30 protein-coding genes and 1 other RNA gene are annotated in these 19,326 nt (G+C 42.3%); 8 read left to right on the forward strand and 23 right to left on the reverse strand.

Going from position 1 to position 19,326, the window contains the following annotated elements; translation table 11 throughout:
- Positions 1 to 44: 44 nt before the first annotated feature.
- On the reverse strand, positions 45 to 821 hold the full coding sequence (locus IEZ33_RS18125; RefSeq protein WP_191601393.1) for a transporter substrate-binding domain-containing protein: 777 nt from the start codon (positions 819 to 821) through the stop codon (positions 45 to 47).
- Between the two features lie 118 nt (positions 822 to 939).
- Between IEZ33_RS18125 and IEZ33_RS18130 the strand changes: the two genes are divergently transcribed.
- Together IEZ33_RS18130 and recN are read left to right on the forward strand one after the other, a co-directional pair.
- A complete protein-coding gene (locus IEZ33_RS18130) occupies positions 940 to 1,935 on the forward strand; it encodes a LysR family transcriptional regulator (protein WP_240009571.1) in 996 nt (331 codons plus the stop codon).
- A gap of 250 nt (positions 1,936 to 2,185) precedes the next feature.
- Positions 2,186 to 3,856 (forward strand): DNA repair protein RecN, encoded by a 1,671-nt coding sequence (recN, locus tag IEZ33_RS18135; protein ID WP_191601394.1) that lies wholly within the window; start codon positions 2,186 to 2,188, stop codon positions 3,854 to 3,856.
- A gap of 73 nt (positions 3,857 to 3,929) precedes the next feature.
- Here recN and fur read toward each other — a convergent pair whose 3' ends face one another.
- Positions 3,930 to 4,337, reverse strand: coding sequence for a ferric iron uptake transcriptional regulator (fur, locus tag IEZ33_RS18140; protein WP_191601395.1), 408 nt, complete (start codon positions 4,335 to 4,337; stop codon positions 3,930 to 3,932).
- 69 nt (positions 4,338 to 4,406) lie between these two features.
- On the opposite strand from fur, the gene IEZ33_RS18145 reads away from it, so the two are divergent.
- Entirely contained in the window at positions 4,407 to 4,727 is a 321-nt protein-coding gene (locus tag IEZ33_RS18145) for an outer membrane protein assembly factor BamE (protein WP_191601396.1), read from the forward strand.
- Positions 4,728 to 4,735: 8 nt separating this feature from the next.
- Here the strand turns inward: IEZ33_RS18145 and IEZ33_RS18150 are convergent, their stop codons facing one another.
- From IEZ33_RS18150 to IEZ33_RS18160, 3 genes are read right to left on the reverse strand one after another with little or no spacing between them, the layout of a single operon-like run.
- A complete protein-coding gene (locus IEZ33_RS18150; protein ID WP_191601397.1) occupies positions 4,736 to 5,029 on the reverse strand; it encodes an RnfH family protein in 294 nt (97 codons plus the stop codon).
- Entirely contained in the window at positions 5,019 to 5,450 is a 432-nt protein-coding gene (locus IEZ33_RS18155) for a type II toxin-antitoxin system RatA family toxin (protein ID WP_191601398.1), read from the reverse strand. The genes IEZ33_RS18150 and IEZ33_RS18155 overlap by 11 nt, the downstream gene beginning before the upstream one ends.
- A 1-nt stretch (position 5,451) precedes the next feature.
- Positions 5,452 to 6,810, reverse strand: a complete 1,359-nt coding sequence (locus IEZ33_RS18160; RefSeq protein ID WP_191601399.1) for a sodium-dependent transporter — start codon at positions 6,808 to 6,810, stop codon at positions 5,452 to 5,454.
- Positions 6,811 to 6,980: 170 nt separating this feature from the next.
- On the opposite strand from IEZ33_RS18160, the gene smpB reads away from it, so the two are divergent.
- Both smpB and ssrA read left to right on the forward strand, forming a co-directional pair.
- Entirely contained in the window at positions 6,981 to 7,460 is a 480-nt protein-coding gene (gene smpB, locus IEZ33_RS18165; protein ID WP_191601400.1) for an SsrA-binding protein SmpB, read from the forward strand.
- Positions 7,461 to 7,526: 66 nt separating this feature from the next.
- Positions 7,527 to 7,888, forward strand: a transfer-messenger RNA (tmRNA) gene (ssrA, locus tag IEZ33_RS18170).
- Positions 7,889 to 7,995: 107 nt separating this feature from the next.
- Here ssrA and IEZ33_RS20890 read toward each other — a convergent pair.
- The 18 genes from IEZ33_RS20890 to IEZ33_RS18250 form a co-directional block, all read right to left on the reverse strand.
- Positions 7,996 to 8,130 carry a hypothetical protein gene (locus tag IEZ33_RS20890; RefSeq protein ID WP_275672785.1) on the reverse strand — a complete coding sequence of 45 codons (135 nt, stop codon included), beginning with the start codon at positions 8,128 to 8,130 and terminating at the stop codon, positions 7,996 to 7,998.
- The gene (locus IEZ33_RS20895; protein WP_275672786.1) at positions 8,130 to 8,255 is read right to left on the reverse strand and encodes a hypothetical protein; all 126 of its coding nucleotides are present in this window, start codon (positions 8,253 to 8,255) and stop codon (positions 8,130 to 8,132) included. Before IEZ33_RS20895 ends, IEZ33_RS20890 begins: the two co-directional genes overlap by 1 nt.
- An 8-nt stretch (positions 8,256 to 8,263) precedes the next feature.
- Positions 8,264 to 8,407 carry a hypothetical protein gene (locus IEZ33_RS18175; RefSeq protein ID WP_191601401.1) on the reverse strand — a complete coding sequence of 48 codons (144 nt, stop codon included), beginning with the start codon at positions 8,405 to 8,407 and terminating at the stop codon, positions 8,264 to 8,266.
- A 9-nt stretch (positions 8,408 to 8,416) separates the two neighbouring features.
- Positions 8,417 to 8,923: a lytic transglycosylase domain-containing protein gene (locus IEZ33_RS18180; RefSeq protein WP_191601402.1), complete on the reverse strand. Its 507-nt coding sequence runs from the start codon at positions 8,921 to 8,923 to the stop codon at positions 8,417 to 8,419.
- Positions 8,924 to 9,622 carry a hypothetical protein gene (locus IEZ33_RS18185; RefSeq protein WP_191601403.1) on the reverse strand — a complete coding sequence of 233 codons (699 nt, stop codon included), beginning with the start codon at positions 9,620 to 9,622 and terminating at the stop codon, positions 8,924 to 8,926. It abuts the gene before it with no gap.
- 3 nt (positions 9,623 to 9,625) lie between these two features.
- On the reverse strand, positions 9,626 to 10,432 hold the full coding sequence (locus tag IEZ33_RS18190; protein ID WP_191601404.1) for a hypothetical protein: 807 nt from the start codon (positions 10,430 to 10,432) through the stop codon (positions 9,626 to 9,628).
- 1 nt (position 10,433) lies between these two features.
- Positions 10,434 to 10,682: a hypothetical protein gene (locus IEZ33_RS18195; RefSeq protein WP_191601405.1), complete on the reverse strand. Its 249-nt coding sequence runs from the start codon at positions 10,680 to 10,682 to the stop codon at positions 10,434 to 10,436.
- Between the two features lies 1 nt (position 10,683).
- On the reverse strand, positions 10,684 to 10,953 hold the full coding sequence (locus tag IEZ33_RS18200; protein WP_191601406.1) for a hypothetical protein: 270 nt from the start codon (positions 10,951 to 10,953) through the stop codon (positions 10,684 to 10,686).
- Positions 10,954 to 10,963: 10 nt separating this feature from the next.
- Positions 10,964 to 11,827 carry a major capsid protein P2 gene (locus IEZ33_RS18205; protein WP_191601407.1) on the reverse strand — a complete coding sequence of 288 codons (864 nt, stop codon included), beginning with the start codon at positions 11,825 to 11,827 and terminating at the stop codon, positions 10,964 to 10,966.
- Positions 11,827 to 11,991: a hypothetical protein gene (locus tag IEZ33_RS18210; protein ID WP_191601408.1), complete on the reverse strand. Its 165-nt coding sequence runs from the start codon at positions 11,989 to 11,991 to the stop codon at positions 11,827 to 11,829. Before IEZ33_RS18210 ends, IEZ33_RS18205 begins: the two co-directional genes overlap by 1 nt.
- A 141-nt stretch (positions 11,992 to 12,132) precedes the next feature.
- Positions 12,133 to 12,825, reverse strand: a complete 693-nt coding sequence (locus IEZ33_RS18215) for a type IV secretory system conjugative DNA transfer family protein (RefSeq protein WP_191601409.1) — start codon at positions 12,823 to 12,825, stop codon at positions 12,133 to 12,135.
- Positions 12,822 to 13,313: a hypothetical protein gene (locus IEZ33_RS18220; protein ID WP_191601410.1), complete on the reverse strand. Its 492-nt coding sequence runs from the start codon at positions 13,311 to 13,313 to the stop codon at positions 12,822 to 12,824. The genes IEZ33_RS18215 and IEZ33_RS18220 overlap by 4 nt, the downstream gene beginning before the upstream one ends.
- Positions 13,310 to 13,501 (reverse strand): hypothetical protein, encoded by a 192-nt coding sequence (locus IEZ33_RS18225; protein ID WP_191601411.1) that lies wholly within the window; start codon positions 13,499 to 13,501, stop codon positions 13,310 to 13,312. Before IEZ33_RS18225 ends, IEZ33_RS18220 begins: the two co-directional genes overlap by 4 nt.
- The gene (locus tag IEZ33_RS18230) at positions 13,498 to 13,923 is read right to left on the reverse strand and encodes a hypothetical protein (RefSeq protein WP_191601412.1); all 426 of its coding nucleotides are present in this window, start codon (positions 13,921 to 13,923) and stop codon (positions 13,498 to 13,500) included. The genes IEZ33_RS18225 and IEZ33_RS18230 overlap by 4 nt, the downstream gene beginning before the upstream one ends.
- Positions 13,916 to 14,212 (reverse strand): hypothetical protein, encoded by a 297-nt coding sequence (locus IEZ33_RS18235; protein WP_191601413.1) that lies wholly within the window; start codon positions 14,210 to 14,212, stop codon positions 13,916 to 13,918. The genes IEZ33_RS18230 and IEZ33_RS18235 overlap by 8 nt, the downstream gene beginning before the upstream one ends.
- 37 nt (positions 14,213 to 14,249) lie before the next feature.
- A complete protein-coding gene (locus IEZ33_RS18240) occupies positions 14,250 to 15,839 on the reverse strand; it encodes a replication endonuclease (protein WP_191601414.1) in 1,590 nt (529 codons plus the stop codon).
- 8 nt (positions 15,840 to 15,847) lie between these two features.
- Positions 15,848 to 16,240: a hypothetical protein gene (locus IEZ33_RS18245; protein ID WP_191601415.1), complete on the reverse strand. Its 393-nt coding sequence runs from the start codon at positions 16,238 to 16,240 to the stop codon at positions 15,848 to 15,850.
- An 11-nt stretch (positions 16,241 to 16,251) separates the two neighbouring features.
- Entirely contained in the window at positions 16,252 to 16,530 is a 279-nt protein-coding gene (locus IEZ33_RS18250; RefSeq protein ID WP_191601416.1) for a hypothetical protein, read from the reverse strand.
- Positions 16,531 to 16,669: 139 nt separating this feature from the next.
- Between IEZ33_RS18250 and IEZ33_RS18255 the strand changes: the two genes are divergently transcribed.
- The 3 genes from IEZ33_RS18255 to IEZ33_RS18265 are packed head-to-tail and all read left to right on the forward strand — an operon-like array spanning position 16,670 to position 19,111.
- Positions 16,670 to 17,338: a LexA family transcriptional regulator gene (locus tag IEZ33_RS18255; protein WP_191601417.1), complete on the forward strand. Its 669-nt coding sequence runs from the start codon at positions 16,670 to 16,672 to the stop codon at positions 17,336 to 17,338.
- An 11-nt stretch (positions 17,339 to 17,349) separates the two neighbouring features.
- Entirely contained in the window at positions 17,350 to 18,111 is a 762-nt protein-coding gene (locus IEZ33_RS18260; RefSeq protein WP_191603722.1) for a hypothetical protein, read from the forward strand.
- Positions 18,101 to 19,111, forward strand: coding sequence for a phage integrase (locus tag IEZ33_RS18265; RefSeq protein WP_191601418.1), 1,011 nt, complete (start codon positions 18,101 to 18,103; stop codon positions 19,109 to 19,111). The genes IEZ33_RS18260 and IEZ33_RS18265 overlap by 11 nt, the downstream gene beginning before the upstream one ends.
- Positions 19,112 to 19,326: the final 215 nt, after the last annotated feature.

The raw sequence follows: 19,326 nt of genomic DNA on the forward strand, positions 1-19,326 counted from the left end.
TAGAAAGACGCGCGACAATAAACGCATTCGTATAACCTAAAGATTTATTCCAACGTCAGCAGGTTAAGAGTGAAATATTTTTTATTAATTTTTTGATAGGTGCCGTTCGCAATAATCGCCGCTAAGGCAAGGTTCACGTCTTTCAATAATGCCTTATCGCCCTTCCTCATCGCCATACCAACACCGTCACCAACGTAAGCAGGGTCCGTGATCATTTCGCCAACCCGTTCGCAACAAGCACCATCGACAGAGTTCAACCAATCCGTCATAGGCATAATATCGCCCGCTTGAGCATCAATGCGTCCGCTCACCAAATCCAAATTAACAGCGTCTTGTGTTGGGTATAAACGCACATCAGATTCAGGATAATTTGCGAGTAGGTACTCAGCTTGAGTAGTAGAACCTTGAGCCCCAATAATTTTTCCCTTCATGGCATCAGGTGACACATCAGTCAGTGCAACGTATTTATCCGCCACAAACGTCATCGCAGAAGCTTGATAAGGCTGACTGAATGCAACCTGCTCTTTACGCGCCTCTGTAATAAACATTGACGCTAATACAAGATCGTACTTGTTTGCTAAAAGAGCCGGAATGATACCGTCCCAATCTTGAGCAACAAACTTACACTCACGCTTCATTTCCAGACAAATCGCTTTACCAATATCAATGTCAAATCCAGCCAATTGGCCATCCGCTGTATAATAATTAAATGGGGGGTAAGCCCCTTCTGTTCCGATTCGTAAAGTATCGCTAGCCACAACGGACATCGCCGTTAACGAAAGACAAGAGAGAACGGCACTGGTCAAAAAAACATTTTTCATACTGAGTTCCTTACTTCTACAACAAGAATGATCCGCATAGCCCTTTATAAGAGAAAGGATGCGAGGAGTCGTTTCGAGTATCGTCAAAATCCCCACACTATAAAAATGATAAATAAATATGCTATACATAGCCTACCGCTATGCTTATTTACATTTATGGAATTTAACCATGCTGTCAGCCAAAGATAGATTGCTTCGAAACTTAGATTGGAACCTCCTCTACACTTTTTTAGTTATAGTCAATGAAGGTGGCATCAGTGCGGCCGCCAGGAAGCTTTCGTTAAGTCAACCTAGTGTCAGTAATGCATTAAAAAGATTAGAAGAACACTTCGATAAGCCATTGATATTACGTAAAAAAGGCTTTTTCTCATTAACACTCCAAGGTATGAGGGTGTATGAATATGCGTCTGCGGCAAGCCGAGTTATCGGCAATATGGCCGATCAATTTGTAGAGCAAAAAGACACAGTTCAAGGTGAAATAACCATTGAAATCGCCAGCCACTTACAATGCCCTGCCTTCGATAAAACCTTAGCCAAGTATCATGCTCTCTATCCGAACGTCATTTTCAATATCAATACACACCCAAGCGCCGATATTGTGAGTCATGTTCTCGAAGGTGCTCTACACATTGGCTTAAGCAATAAAAAAATGGCTAAAACAGGACTTCGCTTTGATTTTATTGGGTATGAAAAAATGGGCTTTTACTGCGGTAAAGATCATCCTTGCTTCGGTAAACCGGATCTATCTATAGACGACCTTAAAGGTGGAGCTTATATCTCATTTGAAAGCGATCAACCAGGAGAGGGATTAGATGCGATTGCCCAGTTTCGGGATGAGCATCAATTCTGGGGGAAATTGGTCGCTGTATCTTCCAATGTTGAGGAAATTCGTCGCTTAATTCTTGCTGGTATTGGCTTTGGAGCCTTGACCATAGACAGCGCCACACCCTATGTCGGTCAAGGATTATTATGGCCCTTGCCCCCCTATAATGACTTTCCGGTCACAGAGATTTACCTTGTTAGTCCGGAAACAGTTAGTCTGAAAGAGATAGAAACAAACTTTATTAAATTACTAAAAAAACAAGTGAGAGAAGAAATATCACTCAATCAATAAGCAAATAGCAAATAGCAAATAGCATTGCATAATTTAATGACTAAAAGCGCATGAGTTTTAACGTATTGGCTTTAAATTACCCATCATAAAACCGTATCACGTCAAAAAAAAGCGGTTTAATCTGACCAAATAAATTTATTTTCACTTTAAACACTTGTCAAAAAACAACCAACTACTGTATAAATAACCATGTAATTTGAAATATAATGAAATCAGAATTAGTCTCACCTTTTTCATGGAGCAAAACACCATGCTGACAAGTATTGCTATTGCCAATTTTGCCATTGTTGAATCCCTAGAACTTGAATTGCGTAAAGGAATGACCGTTATATCCGGTGAAACAGGTGCGGGCAAGTCGATAATGGTGGATGCTTTATCTTTATGTCTCGGCGCCAGAACAGACAGTGGCGTCGTCAGACATGGTGAAAAAAAAGCCGAAATCAGTGCCACATTTGATGTAAGCAATAATATCAATGCAACTAAATGGCTACACGATCGAGATTTAGAGTCTGATCAATATTGTATTTTGCGAAGAATCATTACAAAAGAAGGCAAGTCAAAAGCCTATATCAATAATCGCCCTTGCGCATTAGCCGATTTAAAAACCATTGGCGCCTATTTAATTGATATTCATGGACAGCATGAACACCAGTCTTTGTTGAAAAAAAGCGCCCAACGCGTTCAAGTTGACGCTTTCGGCGGCCTAAATTCACTAAGCCATAAAGTAAAAAGCCAATATCAAGATTGGAAAAAAATGCGAGACGAACTAAACGCACGGCTAACTCGCTCTACAGATCAAGAATCCCGCATTCAATTATTAACTTATCAAGTGCAAGAGTTAGAGGTTTTGAATCTCAAAGGCGGTGAATTAAAAGCATTGGAAGAAGAGCAAAAATTTTTGGCAACAATTGCCGATGCGCAACAGAAGGTCTATCAAACCAACTTACTACTTGCTGAAGAAGAGGATAGCAACATTCGCTCCTTGCTCAATCATGCCTTATTAACGGCCTCTAGTATTCAAACGCGCACGCCTCATTTACAAAGCGCTTGCGACTTAATGAATGAAGCCATTATTCAAATTGAAGAAGCGTGCAATAGCCTTTCTCATTATCAAGACACACTTGAGCAGGACCCAGCACGGCTAAATGAAGTAGAACAACGTCTCAGCGATATTTATGACACGGCCAGAAAACACAAAACAACACCGGAAGAATTGGTCTTATTACAGGAAACCCTTACCGCCGATTTAAATGACATCATCGGCAGTAATGAAAATCTAGACGTATTAAAGGAAAAAGAAGAAAAGGCGTATCAGGCCCTGACAGAAATGGCAACGGAGCTTACAGAACAAAGAATGAAAGCTAAGGAAGTTCTAGCGACAAAAGTTGAAGAGCAGATTCATGGGCTAGGCATGCCTTATGCTCAGTTTCAAATTCATTGCCATCCTTTAGACGAAGTCACAGCAAATGGCTTCGAAGAGATTGAATACATGATTGCTTCAAACCCAGGACAACCCGCTCAACCTTTAAGGAAAGTAGCGTCTGGAGGTGAGTTATCTCGGATCAGCTTAGGGATACAAGTCGTCACGGCGAGCACATCAACGATACCAACGCTTATTTTCGATGAGGTTGATGTTGGTATCAGCGGAGGAATTGCAGAAGTTGTAGGGCGCATGTTGCGTTCCGTAGGTACAAAAGGGCAGGTTTTTTGTGTTACCCATTTAGCGCAAGTAGCAGCGCAAGGCCACCAGCACCTGTTAGTACAAAAACAAGTCGAGCAAGACCACACATCGTCTCAAGTCACTACGCTGCATAAAAAGGACCGGACCGTAGAAATTGCTCGTCTGTTAGGAGGATTAGAACTCACTCAACAAACGTTAGCCCATGCAAGAGAAATGCTTGGTAACGTTCACCTTCAATAAACCACATGCATTGTATAAATAAAAAAACCACTTACTAGATCATTCTAGTCAGTGGTTCTAGGTTTGCTCTGCTCTACGATTTTGGCTTAACGTATAAAATCAAATTATGATCTTCGATTTCGTAACCGTGTTCAGCGGCAATTTCTTTTTGACGTTGCTCAATAATAGGATCAAAAAACTCAATCACGGTACCTGTATCTAAACAGATCATATGATCATGATGCTCTTCTTGAGCGATTTCAAATACCGCCGTTCCTGCTTCAAAATGATGGCGCATAACCAAACCAGCACTTTCAAATTGAGTCAGTACACGATATACAGTGGCTAGACCGACATCCTCCCCCTGATCTAATAACTTACGGTATACATCATCAGCACTTAAATGGGAACCTTCTGAACCTTCCAAGATTTGTAAAATCTTTACCCTAGGTAAGGTTACTTTTAGGCCTGCTTTCTTCAATTCTTGATTTTCGTTTGTCATTGGCTATTCTCTACTCGAACTTATTTTAAATTACTTTATCATTAGTTGATCTAAATTAGGATTAAACAAATGAAAAAAACACTCATCACGTTCACCCTCGCCCTTTCTTTAAGTGCATGTAGCTTATTTCCAGATGCGTATAAAACGCCAGTCCCTCAAGGAAATGTCTTAAAACAAGAAGATGTTACGCAATTACAAATTGGTATGACGGAGCCTCAAGTGAAGTTCCTAATTGGTACACCTATGATTACCGATCAATTCACATCCAATGAGTGGCGATATCTGTTCACTTCTACCTACGCTACAGACAAAACAAAAAAGAGCGATTTAAACAAACTGACGTTAACCTTCAAAGATGGCGTTTTAATTAAAATAGACCCACCACTCTAATCCAAAGTTTACTTTCCAGCCTTGGCGGCACGATTGGCCCGAGCTTGCTTCGGGTCAATTTTCAACTCTCGATATATCTCAACTCGCTCACCAGCCTTCAAGAGTTGTGTTTCGGGATTACGGACCGACTTACCAAAAATACCTAATTTGACTGAACTTAACGCCAAATCAGGGAAAAAAGCATTTATATTGGACATCATGACAGCATCACGGACGGTGCACCCCTCCTCAACCTCCATCGCAATAATTTTTTGTTTTTCAGGGAGAGCATAAGCTACTTCCACTCGTATTTTATCCACCATAAACAACCTTCGCTCTATTACTAAATGCGTCAACCATAGAATTTGCCACCTGACTAAACACCCCACCAAAAGCAAATTTCAGCATACCACTTAGTTCAAACTCTAGAGATAACGCTATTTTACAACTGGTATCCGATAGCGGAGTAAATACCCAAACGCCCTGCAGTTTTTTAAAAGGGCCTTCCACTAAATGCATTTCAATTTTATTTACATAATGTAAGGTGTTTTTTGTCGTAAATGACTGTTTTACAGGTCCTTTGCCTACTTCTAGCGCGGCAACAATCACCTCATCAGTTTGCGACTTCACTTGAGAACTGATGCATCCCGGTAAAAACAGAGGATATGCCTTAATGTCGTTCACCAGATCAAACATTTGCTCGCAACTGTAATTTACATAGGCCGATCTTTCGATTTGACTCACTCTACACTCCTATCCAACCCGTGATCGTAATTACCAACATAATTGGAATACTGAAAAACTTCAAAACATTATACCACCACTTGAAATGCTTAGGGTTACGAGTAATAAGCTCATTTTCTAGTCTACTTCTTGGGATATTCAGAGCCACAAGAACACTTAAAAGAAGCGCAACAACAGGCAACAAAATGAGAGAGGTAAATTTATCAAGCAAATCAAAAAGAACATAACCAAACACTGTCCAATCACTCCAATCATTTAGAGACAATAAGCTTGCAAAACCCAACAACCAAACACCAACACCAAGAAGCAAAGAAGCCTTGAGGCGACTAATATAAAAGCGCTCATGTAACCAAGACACAAACAGTTCTAGCATTGAAATAGCGGATGTCAGAGCCGCCAGTATCAACAACAAGAAAAATACCGACCCGACCAACTGTCCTCCAGGTAAACTCCCAAACGCGACAGGCAATGAAATAAAGGTTAAACTTGGCCCAGTATCCACATTAATATTTAAAGCAAAAACCAGAGGCAGAACAACAAGACCAGCCAGAATAGCCACTAGCGTGTCCACCCCAACAACAATAGAACAAGCCCTAGCAATAGACATATGCTTACTCATATACGCCGCATACGCAAACATGCCACCCATCCCAATACTTAAGCTAAAAAAAGCATGGCCCACTGCCGCCAAAACAACATTAGGGGTAATTTGATTCCACTTCCAGGAAAACAAAAAAGATAAGGTCTGATCTAGGTCTCCCACCAACACAGAGTAAACAGACAAACCTAATAACATCAGAACCAGAGAAGGCAGTAGCACCTTAACTAATACGGCTAGACCTCGTGTAACTGACTGCCCCACAGCCAGAATCACCAATACAACAAAAACTGAGTGCCATAGCATCATTTCAGAAGGAGAACTAATTAACTCCTGAAAGACAGATTGCGTCTGAACTTCATCCGTCTCGGTGAAAACTCCTTTTAAAGAACGCTCAAAAAAGGCTAAAGCCCAACCCGCAATAACGCTGTAAAAGCTCAGCACTAAAAAGCCTGCAAGACCAGCAAGATAAGGCACAAGAACCCAAGCTTTGTTGATAATATGACGTTCATGTAAATCATTGATGGTATCAATAGGGTTAGCTCGAACCGAACGACCCAACGCCACCTCGGCAATGAGTACAGGCAAACCTACAAACAACATGCACAACAAATACACGAACAAAAACGCACCGCCTCCGTTCTCCCCTACCATATAAGGGAACTTCCAAATGTTACCAAGACCAACTGCGGAACCACTGGCGGCTAAAATAAACAACCAAGGACTAGTCCAAATCCCTTGCACACAACGATTTTCGGGCATAAATTACGCTCTTGCTTAATTTCATTACAGTCTAGCTTGAACGAATTAACTCGCCACTTTAAACTGTCTACGATTAGACTTTTTTAAAAAATGTGAATTCTCTAACATTAAGCGCCTGAGCTCAAGAAAAGCATAGGCTTTTCCAACCTGGAATCGTATAATTTTGACCTATGAGTAAAGCAAAGAAGAAATCCACCAGTACAGGCACTATTGCCTTAAATAAACGTGCTCGCCACGATTATTTTGTTGATACAAAATTTGAAGCCGGTTTATGCCTAGAGGGTTGGGAAGTAAAAAGCCTACGCGAAGGTAAAGCTCAGCTCGTAGACGCCTTTGTTATCATCCACCAAAATGAAGCTTGGCTAATCGGTGCTCGCATTACCCCGCTGTTAAGTGCATCCACCCATGTGGTCTGCGACCCCGTGCGTAAACGTAAACTCCTACTGAATCGTAAAGAGCTGGATAAAATCATCCAAGTTACTGAGCAAAAAGGTAAAACCTGCGCCGCGATGGCTCTCTACTGGAAAGGCAATCACATTAAATGTGAAGTAGCCCTTGTAACAGGTAAACAGGATCACGACAAACGTAATACAGAACGTGACCGCGATTGGGCACGAGATAAAGAAAGATTAATGAAACACAGTGCATAAACTGCGCTATTTCAATCTTGCTGCTAGCGTAAAGCAATGCTTTGCGTTAGAATCAGCCTACTTTTTGGGGGCGACATGGTTTCGACGTCGGTTACAAACCCAAAGGTGCATGTCGAGAGCGGTATGTGATCTCGTAAATCCCCCATACCATTTTAATAGTCGCAAACGACGAAAACTACTCTTTAGCAGCCTAAACCCCTGCTAAAGTGCTGTCCTCAGGTTGCTTGTAGCCAGAGAATCGACAGTATCATAAATTACGAGATGCTAACTGATGCCCCGCCTAGGGATAAGGTTCTAAGACTAAGTAGGCTCGCCATTAACACCCTGTCCTTCGGGCGGTTCGTGGTCAAATAATAGAAGTGACTATGCATGTAGAGCCGATGGCAGAGGACTGACGGACGGGGGTTCGATCCCCCCCGCCTCCACCACTTAAGTGGTTGTTTTTAAAAGGGTTTTTATCTATTTTTAAAGCAATGACACACATTTGACACACCGCGCAAATTAACTGTTGTTCAAATGACCAAAAAAGGGGCGATTAATTCGCCCCTTTTTCGTTTTTCCCTTCCAATGTTTGAATCCTAATTTCATGCCGAAACAGCACATAACTAATTAACATTGTTGCGGCGTCCGCCCCCGTTCCTGTTAATTGACTAATAAGCTCTAATTCCATTAAACATGCTCCAGCTGTTCTTTTGCCTCGTTACCCAGCTCAACAGCGATAGGAGCGGGTAAACCTAGGTGAATTGCAACAACCGTAACTAATACCCCCGCTATTCCTGTAATCCATTTTTTCATAATTCCACCTAAATCATTTTCTTATTTTTCATGTAAAGATAAGCAAGCGCGGCAATGATTACCCACTTCATCCAACCGTATTTTTCATTTGTAAACCAGCCAGCACCAAAGCCGACACCGCCTGCTATGAGCGGTAATAGTAATAACGGCATCATCCCCCCTTATGCCAGCGCGTCCGCTGAAATTTCATTAACGTAATCTTGTGTTTCCGTTGGTGCATGAGCGAGCCAATCAGCGCCGTAATTATTCTGAGCTTTTGACACATTACCCCGCCCCCAGTTGTAAGCGGCCAAAGCGGTTCCCCAATCACCAAAGCGTTTTTTAAGCCGCGCTAAATATTCAGCGGCGTAATAAATGCTATCAATGGGGTTTAATGGGTCAACATTTGGATGCCATCGTGGGACGATTTGAGCGATACCCACAGCCCCCGCGCTAGACATCGTTTGCCCTGTGATAATGTCAACACGAAAGCGGCTCTCTTGGTAAAGCAAGCGAGCAAGTAAACCGGCTCTAATACCGTTTTGCTTTTCAGCTTTCTTAATGTCTCTTAGATAGGGTGCGGCTGTTTCTGGCGGCACCCACGAAGTTTTTTTAATAGAAAGTAGCCCCCCACAATGAGGGCAGCAAAAAGAACTTTTTTGTTCATTTTTTATACCTGATGAATTCATCTAAAATGGCACCTGAGTAACACGACAAGCATTACCCACGTCTTCATAATAAAGAGTGGTAATTGTAATTTTTGCGGGTGCGTCACTTAGATTACGTAAAACTAAATAGTTCATTCTTCCACCCACAACCCAGCCAGAATCAGCAATATCCCCAATGTGCCCAACACACCAAAAACCGCCGCTATCGTTCATATCTGAAATACGGCATTTTGTTAATGTGTCAGACACATTCTGAACCATGAAACGGCTCACTTTCATTGCGTTCATTGGTGTAGAAATCGAAAACGGATGAACATCAATATTGCTATTCGCTGGTACTTCATAGTCTTCAGAATGAAAATACGCCATATTTAATTCAGCATTTACAACGGGTGAAGCAATATCAACACAGATAGAGCCGCCAGAGCTTGGCGGTTCTTCTTCACCACCCTCATCAACAACTGCCCCTGTGTTACTAGCTGGCGTCAACATTCCCCAGCCTGTTCTAAATTCAATTGTTTGGTTTTCGCCTGAAGATCGTAACTGCAGACCAACAAAAGAAAGATTTAGAGTATCCCCAGCAGCTAACTCAACGCTTCTTTTACCGCCATCCATATCAATAAACGTACATTCAACATTGTATTTTGCATTTTGAATAACGATCCAATCACCGATCACGGGAACATCAACCACGCTACAACAAAAAATATCAAACTTCATAAATCACCCCTTCATCATAGCGATAGCGAGAACAGCAAGCCCAGCTATCCCAACAACCCACACCATGTTTTTGGATGAGTCTGCTTGCATTTCACTTTGTCCGCTTGTCATTACGTTACTAAGAACATTGTTTAGTTGCTCTTGGCTTTTCGCTTGATTTGCAGACAATTGTTGTATTGACGTTTGAAAACCCGTCGTAGCCGCATCAATAGCTGTTTCCTGTGAGTCAGCAACACGTTCAAGAGATTCATTAGCAAACTGAGACATTGCATTCATAGCTTGACCATTCGCCGCCAGTGCTTGCCCTGCCATTTGCTGTGTTGAATTCAGAGCATCAGAATTTGTTGCATGAACCAACGCCATTGTGTTTTCAGTATTGCGCAACAAGGCTTCACGGTTTGCCGCTGATTCCGCCGTAACTGTATCAACCGCGTATTTACCCGCGGCCAATGTCACGTTTACGCTGTTGTCCATTGAACGGCCAGCTAATGCAATTGCATTGTTATTCATCTGTGCCGCTAGTGCTGTGCTATTGTCGTTAAACCGACCTGCTAAAGCGGTGTTATTGTCATTTGCACGAGAAATAACCGCCGCCGCCGTGCCGCTTTCATTCGCTGTTTTTGCCTGATTTTGAGCCACAACACGATCCGCCAGAGACAGCGCAGATTGAACCGCGCCGCCGTCTGTTACCGTTATGTTTGCCCCTGCTTCTGCGTTATAACTGTTAATGTCACCCGTATTGGATTGACCCGCTTGGCTTTTGCTTACGTTTTCCGTGGTCTTTTTTGACGATGAACTAAATAAACCCATATCAACCCCGCTTTTTCGTAAACATAAACAAAGCCACCGCTACACCAACCGCCGCCAACAACCACACACCGCCACCGCTGCTTTGAACACTCACAGAGGAAGTGTTTGGCATACCCGGCATTGTTGGTAATGGGGGCAAATAACCAAAGTTAATATTAGCGCCCCCCGTTAATTGATCATTACCACCCGCACTACTACCCGCATCCAAACCACCGCCACCCGTTAAAGAGCTTAATTTTGAAAAGTCCATATCAACGCCCCCGAGTCAGTAAAACAACCAACAATAAACCACCGCCGCCAATCAGTGCCAAAGCTTGATTGCTAATACCTGAAATCAATTGACTTGATGGTGTAACCGTTACGGTTTGCTGTGTTGGGGTTTGTGGGGCAGATGCCACAGGTTCTGTTACACCAACGCTTGCAGGTATTTGAGGCTGATCCGTTTCTTTTGCTTCAACATAGTCAACGAACACGCCCCCCACTTTCCCAAAAAAATCACCCGCTTCATCCCATAAAGACATGAAACCCCCTTTAAGCAATTCGCTTAATGTAATCAGTTAAAATTTCAACTGTACCGCCAGTGGCCGCCGTGAATTTTAGAGATATTTCATCGTAATTCGTGACCATCAAATCAGCATACGCAAAGCCCGTTGCAACAGGGTCTATAATGAAATAGCCATCAATGGTTTGGATTCCATTTCTCTGGGCACGTACTTTTTGAAGATACTCGTTTAATTTTTTCGATAATTTCCAGTTACTCTGGATTTGGCCGTCCCGCTTACCTTCAAACTCTATTTCTGTAATATCGCCTTTTAGGTAAATTGTGCGGATGTTGATGTTTGGTCCCTTGATCAACTTATCAAACGTGTTCACACCTTCCACCGCCGCCGTTACCACTTTACGATCTAAGCGGCGTTCAACGGTTCGTGTACGTTGCACTAAATTTGCACCGCCTTTGCCGTCTGGAACTGCTTTGATAGTACTGGAGGTTTCACGCCAGACTTGGAAACGCCATCCGCCAGCGGGCGGGGTGTCTGGTAATGTCCCAAGCTCAATTTTCAAAAGCCAAGAATCCCCCGCTTTTGGCACCAGAGCCGTCAACTCTTGCACTTCTTGCTTTGCTGCGTCTGGATCAGAAAAACGAATCGGGATAATTTCACCTACAGTACGATTACGGTGTTTTTCTAGTACGTCCACAATTTCTTTGCAGTACGTTACAAGATAGTCATCAGAACCATTCGTAACGCTGATTTTACGTAATGAGTCATGCGGAATATTTGTATCTAAATACAAATTTTCGTAAACGTAACCATTACCCATTGCGAGCTGGAGAGTGTTGTTTGATGCAATAGCACCGTCCGGCGATTGCATTTTATCCGTAATAGTACGAGACATTATTTGCCCCCTTTTGCGATAGCCGCAATTTGCTTACCCATTTTACCCATTTTGCTAATCGCAAAAATTGCAAAGCCAGCGGCAAACACTGTCACAACACCCGTTACCAACAATTTAGTGTCTATGTTGTCTTTTACTTTGTCTTTGATGTCGTCTACATCCATTTTTTTTACCTGTTATGTTTTGGTTAATTGATTTTGCTTGAACAGGCTGGAGAATAAGCGGCGGGGTCGGTATCGAGTCAATAGCAAAAATAGCCTGATACCTTTAGGTATAAATTTACAATTTCTTGACAAAAAGCCGCATCAAGCGGCTAATTTTTTAAGTTTTCCCGAATCGTACTTTCCTATGTCGTGGGCATTTGTTTTAACTAGATAGTGGTATCTAGGTAGTTTTTTAATTGCTTCAACTGGAAAATCTAACTCTTTTGAAAGGTAAACAGCGTCATTCATGCGTTGCTGTCTACCCACCCATTTATTAGGACAATTACCCACAATCGTTTTAGGCACTTCTTGCCCTCGTTGAAAAATACAAATCGCTTCTAATCCAAATTTTCGGCCACCCGTTAATATTTCACCAAACGCCCCATTTGCTTTACCGCTTGTCGTTAAGCACTTGGCTAATTCTTCCATGACAACTTTAAGCGGTTTTTTATGAGTACCATTCCCAGCACCCCAAACCACTTTACAGAACCCAACTAGGCTTTCAGGTGTTGCGCCACTATCTGGACTAAACGCAATCTTAAACCCTCGTGCTTGCTTTGCTGCTCTTGCTGAAAACACAGCCTTAGCAAATTTCGCTAGTGACGAATAGCGCCTAATTTCTGCATTACATAATGAGTCATAATCTAAATACGGATCAAATAGAACAACTTGATCCGTTGCTTTAACAATGCCCAATTGTTTAACCGCGGTTGTCTTACCAGAACCAGAAGACCCCACGATTAACCAATGGTTTTCAGATAAGTTATTATTGCTATTGATTGGCTTTAAGATCATGCGGCCACCCTCACACGTTCTTTTTCTTCCTTAGCTGCTTCTGCTTTTTCAGCATCGGCTTTTTTCAATTTATGGGCTGTATCGATACCATCCGCCGCGAGTTTCCCCACGGCCATGGCCGCCTTTATTTCTGCGTCATATTGGCTTAACCAACCTGGCACAATAGCACCGTATTTAATCAGGACGGGAGAAAGGTTTTCGATTGCATAAGCCTTAGTGCTTTCAGTAAATTCAAAATCAGGATGCACTACACGGCGTAAAGCAAATTCAATAGTCCCCAACCCCATGGCCGCCGTTATACCCGCTGTTTCTTTGTCAAAGTCGGCTTGTTTTTCCGCTGCTTTTTCTTCGAGTTTGGCTTGCTCTGGGTCAAGTTCCGCCGCCGCTTCTTCTGCTTCAAGTTGATTGATAAATGCCGTTTGTTCTGTAGGTATAGCGGCTGTTTCTTCTTGATCGTTTTCGATCATGTCTAGTTGCTCTTCACTCATGCTGCTATAACCCCTCTTTCTACATTCATAACAATGCAATCATTAGCATTAACAAACACTGTTTTATCTCTGTATACGAGAGTACAAGCAGAGTAACCCACAGAATAAAAAATTCTTTCTGGTTCTCCTGTACTTTCCAAAATTTGTAATAATTTTGGAGCTATTTTTAGTAAGTTTTTATTACTCATGCTGTTTGTCCTTTATGTTTATTTGTAGGTTTACGAGTTGCAAAAATGGCCGTTACAACAGCCGCGATTAATGCCAAAGCTCCCAATAAAACGGGGGGAGAAGCGGCGGAGCCTTTAGGCTTATTTTCAGGTATCGGCTTAGGCTTATTATCGGTATCCTCTGAAACACTCAAAGCCGCATTCTGTGTAGGTATAGCGCCAGTTTCTTCGGTATCGGATACAGACCCTTTTTCCACTTCTTCACGAGAAGCCTTTAGGTTATCCACTAGGTATTTTTGACGCTTTTCCCCGTTAGCCTGATTAGTGCCACAATCTGGACACCATGTGTAAAGTGACTGACGTTTACCGCCAGCTTTTCGCACTTCGGCCACTTCCTGACAGTCTGGCTCTGTGCATTTAATAAATCCGATTGGTTCAGCCATTGATAATCCCTTCTAAGTTATCTAATTTTTCCTTATAGCCAAGCGTATCTCTTACAAGTTCATTAATTACTTGGCTATCCTTTAACGCTCTGCTTGTTAATTCAGTAATGACTTGATCATTAAGAAACGCCACGCTTTCAAGCTGAGCCGCCACGCTACCCAGCCCCTTAAAACCGCCACTAATCAAACTCATAGGGCTTACGTCTTGTAAGTTTTTCAATGAGTTCATTAGTAAGTCTTGTGCTGTTTCACGTTTTTGCATGATTTCTATTAGCTGTTCATTTTTCATTTATTTTTTTCCTTTTATTAGATTGTTAGTTTGTTTTTCAGGGGCGAATACTGCCCCCCGTACAGTTATTGACACGAGTCCAAGGAACGGCTTCGCCGTTTTTTAAAGACAGAGATTCAGAGCCAGACCCAACGCGCTGAACTGTCCACTCATATAAACGAGTTATGATTGATTCAATACCAGAGACCAAAGCAACGCCTTTAATGGATTTGACCATCTCACCGAATTGGTTTTCCTCTGGTTCGGAATAATGAGGCTTAAGAGCTTGTTCACGGCCAGCGAACACACCGCCCATTAATTTCACGAATAAAGACCAGTTGTCACCATTTGCAGCGTGATAAATGTCTTTGCACATAGAAGGCGCCGCATCGACACCAAGACGGCGTAATTCACGCCATACCGTGACCGAAGCACCACCCACAAATTGAAATTGTCTAATGCGGTTTAATCGTGCCCATGCGGTAATGCGTTGCGCGGCATCCGTTCCGCTTTTGCCTGTTTCTAAATCAATATCGATATTTTCGCCATCAATGTTCTTTGCAACGTACTTAGCCACGTAACCCGCCGCCGATCCCTTAGACGGGTCAATCTTAACGACTGTAAAACGGTGTTTGTCCGCGCCTCTTTCGTTTCCGTCTTCTTCCATTGCATACTTACGGAACGCATTTAAAAAGTGCTGTGCTTGCTCTGGTTTAATAAAAGTGATCATGTGCCAGTGTGGGCACCCGTCATGGTGAGGTTCAACAGTACGCAAACCATAGAAGTGCATACCGTGATTACCGCAGTAAGCACGAAAGCGCCGCCAAACCGTGTTTAAGTAGGCCTGAGCTTCTCGCACGGTTGGGCAATCCGCTTTTAAGTATTTACGGTTGCGTCGTCCATTGCTGATTGGATGGTATTTAGACGGGCATGTAATCGTTATAAAATACGCCTCGTGCCCAAGTTCAGCAGCCAATTCTTCAAAGCCGCGAATCCTTACCATCAGTTCCGTTTTACGGTTCTTAGGGTTTGAAATGCCTTTTTCTGAAAGTTGCGCCAGTGTGTACACTTGGCCGTGATTGTTAACAGCCTCCCAACCTTCGAGAAAAGCACGATTGTTTTGTAACTGTTGACGGAATTTATTTAACGCCCAGCTAGACGTATAAGGTGACGCGTGGCGGTGTACTTGGCCGCATTCCCTTAAAACTTGCTCAACAAGCACCCATTGGCGTTTTGCTTGACGTGCCCACCATGCCGCCGTAAACATACGCGCCGCCATGCCTAGCACTCTATCCATGTCATGCCAGTGGCCAAACTCAACACCAGCATAAGTCGCTTCTTTCTTTAAAAATTCAATGGCTCGCTGTTTACCGAACTTATGAAATAATTCATGAAATCCGACCTCTGTTAAACTGGCTTGATTATCCGCCCAGTTCACCAAGCTTTTACCGCTTAATTCGGTCACATATTGGTCACACCAACTTAAACGCTTAGCTATTGAACGTAACCAAGTGTTAGCCGCAACATAGCCCACGGTTTGATCTAGTCGGTATAACTCAGTTTCAACAACGGTTTTAATCACAGTAATGCGTGACAAAATTTTGCCACGCCATTCAATACACTCAGCCGTGGGAGTGGATAAAATCATAACGCCCCCTAAGGCCAGAAAGGGGAAGCAAGGAAGCGGCGCACAATCTTTGATTCGTGTTCGCTCATGTTTTTAACAGCGTGCATAAAATCAAAATCAAACATGTCCGAATTGCCAAACCAAACAGACCCAAAAAAACGCAACAAGACACACTCCTCTTTTGGCCGTCTGTGTAGCACGGTTTGTATTGACTTCATTTTGATCATGCGCTCTTTTTCGTCCCAGTATTGTTTTAGTTCTGGGGCGGCTTCGAGCATCTTAAAAAAACGGCTTTCGGCTTCTTCGTTGAACACTTTTTTAATCTCCAAGAATTGCGCCCATAACTCATAGAAGTTATCAGGCGCGGGGTATTGCTTGAGTTGCTTAGATAGGTTTTTGTATTGCTGGGTTAGAGTGGACAAAGCGCCCTTCCCTAGTTCCACGGCTTAGCGTCAAGAAGACGGCGTGTTTCCATGATGACATTCACGAATAAATCACCCTTTGGTGAAAACTGATGTCGAGCCATACGGCGGTTATAAAGAGCAAGTCGAACAACTTCGACATCCATTCCCGTGCGTTCTGCCCACTCTTCTGGGGTGCAATACGGGGCGGAAACTTCCACCACAACGCCCTCAGCATGAATTTTCATTAGTTGAATTTTCTTAGTTTCTTCTTTTTTTTGGGTCTTTATCGCTGGTTTTGTTGGCTTCATCTTTCTATACTTCCTTATTTATACAATTTTGTTTGGTTTTATCTATTTTTTACACATATGAAAACAAACAAATGAATATTAATACTTAACACAGACAAACGTCAACACCTGAAAAGAAACATTTGAAAAGGAATTATTTATGACACCACAAGCTAGCGATGTAATTGATCGGTTAATGGAAGCTTTTGGCGTTTCCAAAGCCGCTGGATTAGCAAAATCTTTAAACGTTACAGCAGCCGTTATAACAAACTGGAAAAGACGAGAAACCATTCCCTATAAAGAGGTTTATGAAGCCTCCAGAACAACAGGCTATTCAATGGATTGGATTTTGACAGGCAAAGGAGAGGCTCAAACCGATAAAATTCAAGTCATCCCAAAAGAAGAAGATGGTTATTGTCACGTTCCACAATACAGTATCGAAGCCAGCGCAGGGCAAGGGGCGTTAATCGAAGCGGAAACCATCGACCAGCATTTAGCGTTTAAAGAATCGTGGTTAAGGCGCTCAGGGATAAACCCCATTAATTTAATCGCCATGTATGCCCGTGGGGATTCAATGGAACCCACCATTTTTAGTGGTGATTCGCTGGTGATCGACAAGACAAGAGACACGGTAACCAGTGACGGTGGTGTATACGTCATTAATTACGATGGGGAATTGTTTGTAAAACGGGTGCAAAAGCAGTTAGATGGATTGGTGGCTATTACGTCTGATAACAAGAACTATCAACCAATGACAATACCCGTTGAATCACTAAGCAAATTGCAAATAATCGGCCGCGTTGTGTGGTCCGGTCATCCAATGATTTAGGTGGAACAGTCATGAAAGGTAAAAAGAAGGATTGGTGGTTTAGAGGAATAGCTTTTATCAGCATTCTTTATTTCGTAGCGGCATGGATTATTTTAGCCATGAACTTGTGGTACTCCCCTCCATCACCAAAATTAGGCCTAAATGAAATCGGTGATTACTTGGCAGGCTCATTTAGCCCCCTAGCTTTTTTCTGGCTTGCTTATGGATACTGGATGCAAAACAAAGAACTAAAATCCAACACCTTAACAGCAAACGAATCTAAAGAAATAACAAAAAACCAACTCCATTATCAGAAAATAAAAGAACAAAATGACGCTCAACCCTACTTCTACATTAATAAAATAATCGAAAGCAATGAACTTTCAAACCTCCATCAGATAGAGATTCATCTTAAAATAAATGGCCCAACTATTTATAATTTCCAAACATTTGGAAAAGAAATAATACAAAGCAGAGAAAAGAGATTCGACAACCATACAGTCGTAAATATTTTACTTAGAGTTGATTTAGAAGCAATTGATAATATAAAAGACCACTTTAACGAACTCAAAGAAAACATTAGAAAAAATGTAGTAACAGATTTTCCAGAAGCCATTAGATACAATGCAAAGCTATTCATAGAAAAAAAAATAGCCACAATAGACTTTGAATATTTAGACAAAATTGGCTTTAAACAAAGAAATAAAATAACAATAGGATACCTTCACGACGGAATAAAAGTAGAAGTAGGACATAACATAATAGAACAAAGTAGGGAGAATTATGTCAATTAAAAAGGTACCAACAGGCTACGAAGTACGTTTTCGCGTCAACGGCCGTGGAAGTCGTGAACATAGAAAAGTGTTTCCAACGAAGACCGAGTGTGAGCGGTTCCAGCGTTACACTATCGCCCAATTTGAAACCCAAGCCGATGTAAAACCGTGGCTAGAGAAGCCCAAAGACATGCGCCGCCTGTCTGAATTGGTGGAGCTATGGGACGACACACACGGCCACTTCCTGAAAGACAGCACACGGCGCAAAAGTAAGTTACTTATGATAGCCCACGAACTAGGCGACCCCGCAGGCTCAAGCCTTACCCGCCTTGATTACACCCGCTGGCGTACCCAACGATCTAAAAGCGGTTTAACACCCAAAACGTTAAATAATGATTTGGGGTATTTGTCATCCATGTTTAATGTGTTGATCAAAGCTGAAGAAATACACTACCCCAACCCACTGGCTGATATCGACAACATCAAAGTACCAGAGCGGGAGCTTTCCTATCTAACCAATGAACAGATAATAGAGCTGTTAGAAGAAGCCAAACGAAGCGAAAACAAACACGTTTACCTGATTACGAAAATATCCTTATCAACGGGCGCACGCTGGGGCGAGGCCGAAGGGTTAACACGCCAAAGGGTCAGAGATAACAAAGTTCACTTTACAGACACCAAAAGCGGCCGGAATCGAAGCGTACCGATCACCTCAGAACTGTATGACGAAATACAAGAGCACGCAAAAAAAGCCAAGGGAAACCAGATTTTTACAGGCTCAATTACCAGTTTTAGACGCGCGTTAAAAAGAACATCAATAGATTTACCAAAAGGCCAAGCCGCACACGTACTAAGGCATACATTCGCCAGCCACTTCATGATGAACGGCGGCAACATCTTGACCCTGCAAAAGGTACTCGGTCATAGCGACATCAAAATGACCATGCGATACTCGCACCTATCGCCCGACTTCCTAGAAGAAGCCACCAGATTAAACCCTTTAAGCCACTTAACACCTTAAAATGACATCACAAAGACTAAATAAACATTAAAAAAATGTATAAAAGAGGTCAAAAAGACATCAAAAGACACTCAAAGACACTCAAAGACACTAATTTATCTTTTGTGACGTGTCACAAAAGAGTACACTAAAGTGTAACGTGAGCGCTCACGAAAGAGTGTAATAGAGTATTGATGGATCAAGTTTAGACCTAACAAAATGAAAAAAAGTATAAA

Source organism: Marinomonas algicola (genome assembly GCF_014805825.1).
Taxonomy (GTDB): domain Bacteria; phylum Pseudomonadota; class Gammaproteobacteria; order Pseudomonadales; family Marinomonadaceae; genus Marinomonas; species Marinomonas algicola.

Excerpts from the sequence above, each read along its gene's own strand:
- IEZ33_RS18145 (WP_191601396.1), top strand. The coding sequence starts at position 4,407 with ATGAAAAAAACACTCATCACGTTCACCCTCGCCCTTTCTTTAAGTGCA.
- IEZ33_RS18195 (WP_191601405.1), bottom strand. The coding sequence starts at position 10,682 with ATGGACTTTTCAAAATTAAGCTCTTTAACGGGTGGCGGTGGTTTGGAT.
- smpB (WP_191601400.1), top strand. The coding sequence starts at position 6,981 with ATGAGTAAAGCAAAGAAGAAATCCACCAGTACAGGCACTATTGCCTTA.
- IEZ33_RS18240 (WP_191601414.1), bottom strand. The coding sequence starts at position 15,839 with ATGATTTTATCCACTCCCACGGCTGAGTGTATTGAATGGCGTGGCAAA.
- IEZ33_RS18175 (WP_191601401.1), bottom strand. The coding sequence starts at position 8,407 with ATGCCGTTATTACTATTACCGCTCATAGCAGGCGGTGTCGGCTTTGGT.
- IEZ33_RS20895 (WP_275672786.1), bottom strand. The coding sequence starts at position 8,255 with ATGAAAAAATGGATTACAGGAATAGCGGGGGTATTAGTTACGGTTGTT.
- IEZ33_RS18255 (WP_191601417.1), top strand. The coding sequence starts at position 16,670 with ATGACACCACAAGCTAGCGATGTAATTGATCGGTTAATGGAAGCTTTT.
- IEZ33_RS18235 (WP_191601413.1), bottom strand. The coding sequence starts at position 14,212 with ATGAAAAATGAACAGCTAATAGAAATCATGCAAAAACGTGAAACAGCA.
- IEZ33_RS18125 (WP_191601393.1), bottom strand. The coding sequence starts at position 821 with ATGAAAAATGTTTTTTTGACCAGTGCCGTTCTCTCTTGTCTTTCGTTA.
- IEZ33_RS18215 (WP_191601409.1), bottom strand. The coding sequence starts at position 12,825 with ATGATCTTAAAGCCAATCAATAGCAATAATAACTTATCTGAAAACCAT.
- IEZ33_RS18180 (WP_191601402.1), bottom strand. The coding sequence starts at position 8,923 with ATGAATTCATCAGGTATAAAAAATGAACAAAAAAGTTCTTTTTGCTGC.
- IEZ33_RS18205 (WP_191601407.1), bottom strand. The coding sequence starts at position 11,827 with ATGTCTCGTACTATTACGGATAAAATGCAATCGCCGGACGGTGCTATT.
- IEZ33_RS18225 (WP_191601411.1), bottom strand. The coding sequence starts at position 13,501 with ATGAGTAATAAAAACTTACTAAAAATAGCTCCAAAATTATTACAAATT.
- IEZ33_RS18130 (WP_240009571.1), top strand. The coding sequence starts at position 940 with ATGCTATACATAGCCTACCGCTATGCTTATTTACATTTATGGAATTTA.
- IEZ33_RS18250 (WP_191601416.1), bottom strand. The coding sequence starts at position 16,530 with ATGAAGCCAACAAAACCAGCGATAAAGACCCAAAAAAAAGAAGAAACT.
- IEZ33_RS18160 (WP_191601399.1), bottom strand. The coding sequence starts at position 6,810 with ATGCCCGAAAATCGTTGTGTGCAAGGGATTTGGACTAGTCCTTGGTTG.
- IEZ33_RS18260 (WP_191603722.1), top strand. The coding sequence starts at position 17,350 with ATGAAAGGTAAAAAGAAGGATTGGTGGTTTAGAGGAATAGCTTTTATC.
- IEZ33_RS18190 (WP_191601404.1), bottom strand. The coding sequence starts at position 10,432 with ATGGGTTTATTTAGTTCATCGTCAAAAAAGACCACGGAAAACGTAAGC.
- IEZ33_RS18265 (WP_191601418.1), top strand. The coding sequence starts at position 18,101 with ATGTCAATTAAAAAGGTACCAACAGGCTACGAAGTACGTTTTCGCGTC.
- recN (WP_191601394.1), top strand. The coding sequence starts at position 2,186 with ATGCTGACAAGTATTGCTATTGCCAATTTTGCCATTGTTGAATCCCTA.
- IEZ33_RS18185 (WP_191601403.1), bottom strand. The coding sequence starts at position 9,622 with ATGAAGTTTGATATTTTTTGTTGTAGCGTGGTTGATGTTCCCGTGATC.
- IEZ33_RS20890 (WP_275672785.1), bottom strand. The coding sequence starts at position 8,130 with ATGGAATTAGAGCTTATTAGTCAATTAACAGGAACGGGGGCGGACGCC.
- IEZ33_RS18210 (WP_191601408.1), bottom strand. The coding sequence starts at position 11,991 with ATGGATGTAGACGACATCAAAGACAAAGTAAAAGACAACATAGACACT.
- IEZ33_RS18200 (WP_191601406.1), bottom strand. The coding sequence starts at position 10,953 with ATGTCTTTATGGGATGAAGCGGGTGATTTTTTTGGGAAAGTGGGGGGC.
- IEZ33_RS18220 (WP_191601410.1), bottom strand. The coding sequence starts at position 13,313 with ATGAGTGAAGAGCAACTAGACATGATCGAAAACGATCAAGAAGAAACA.
- IEZ33_RS18230 (WP_191601412.1), bottom strand. The coding sequence starts at position 13,923 with ATGGCTGAACCAATCGGATTTATTAAATGCACAGAGCCAGACTGTCAG.
- fur (WP_191601395.1), bottom strand. The coding sequence starts at position 4,337 with ATGACAAACGAAAATCAAGAATTGAAGAAAGCAGGCCTAAAAGTAACC.
- IEZ33_RS18150 (WP_191601397.1), bottom strand. The coding sequence starts at position 5,029 with ATGGTGGATAAAATACGAGTGGAAGTAGCTTATGCTCTCCCTGAAAAA.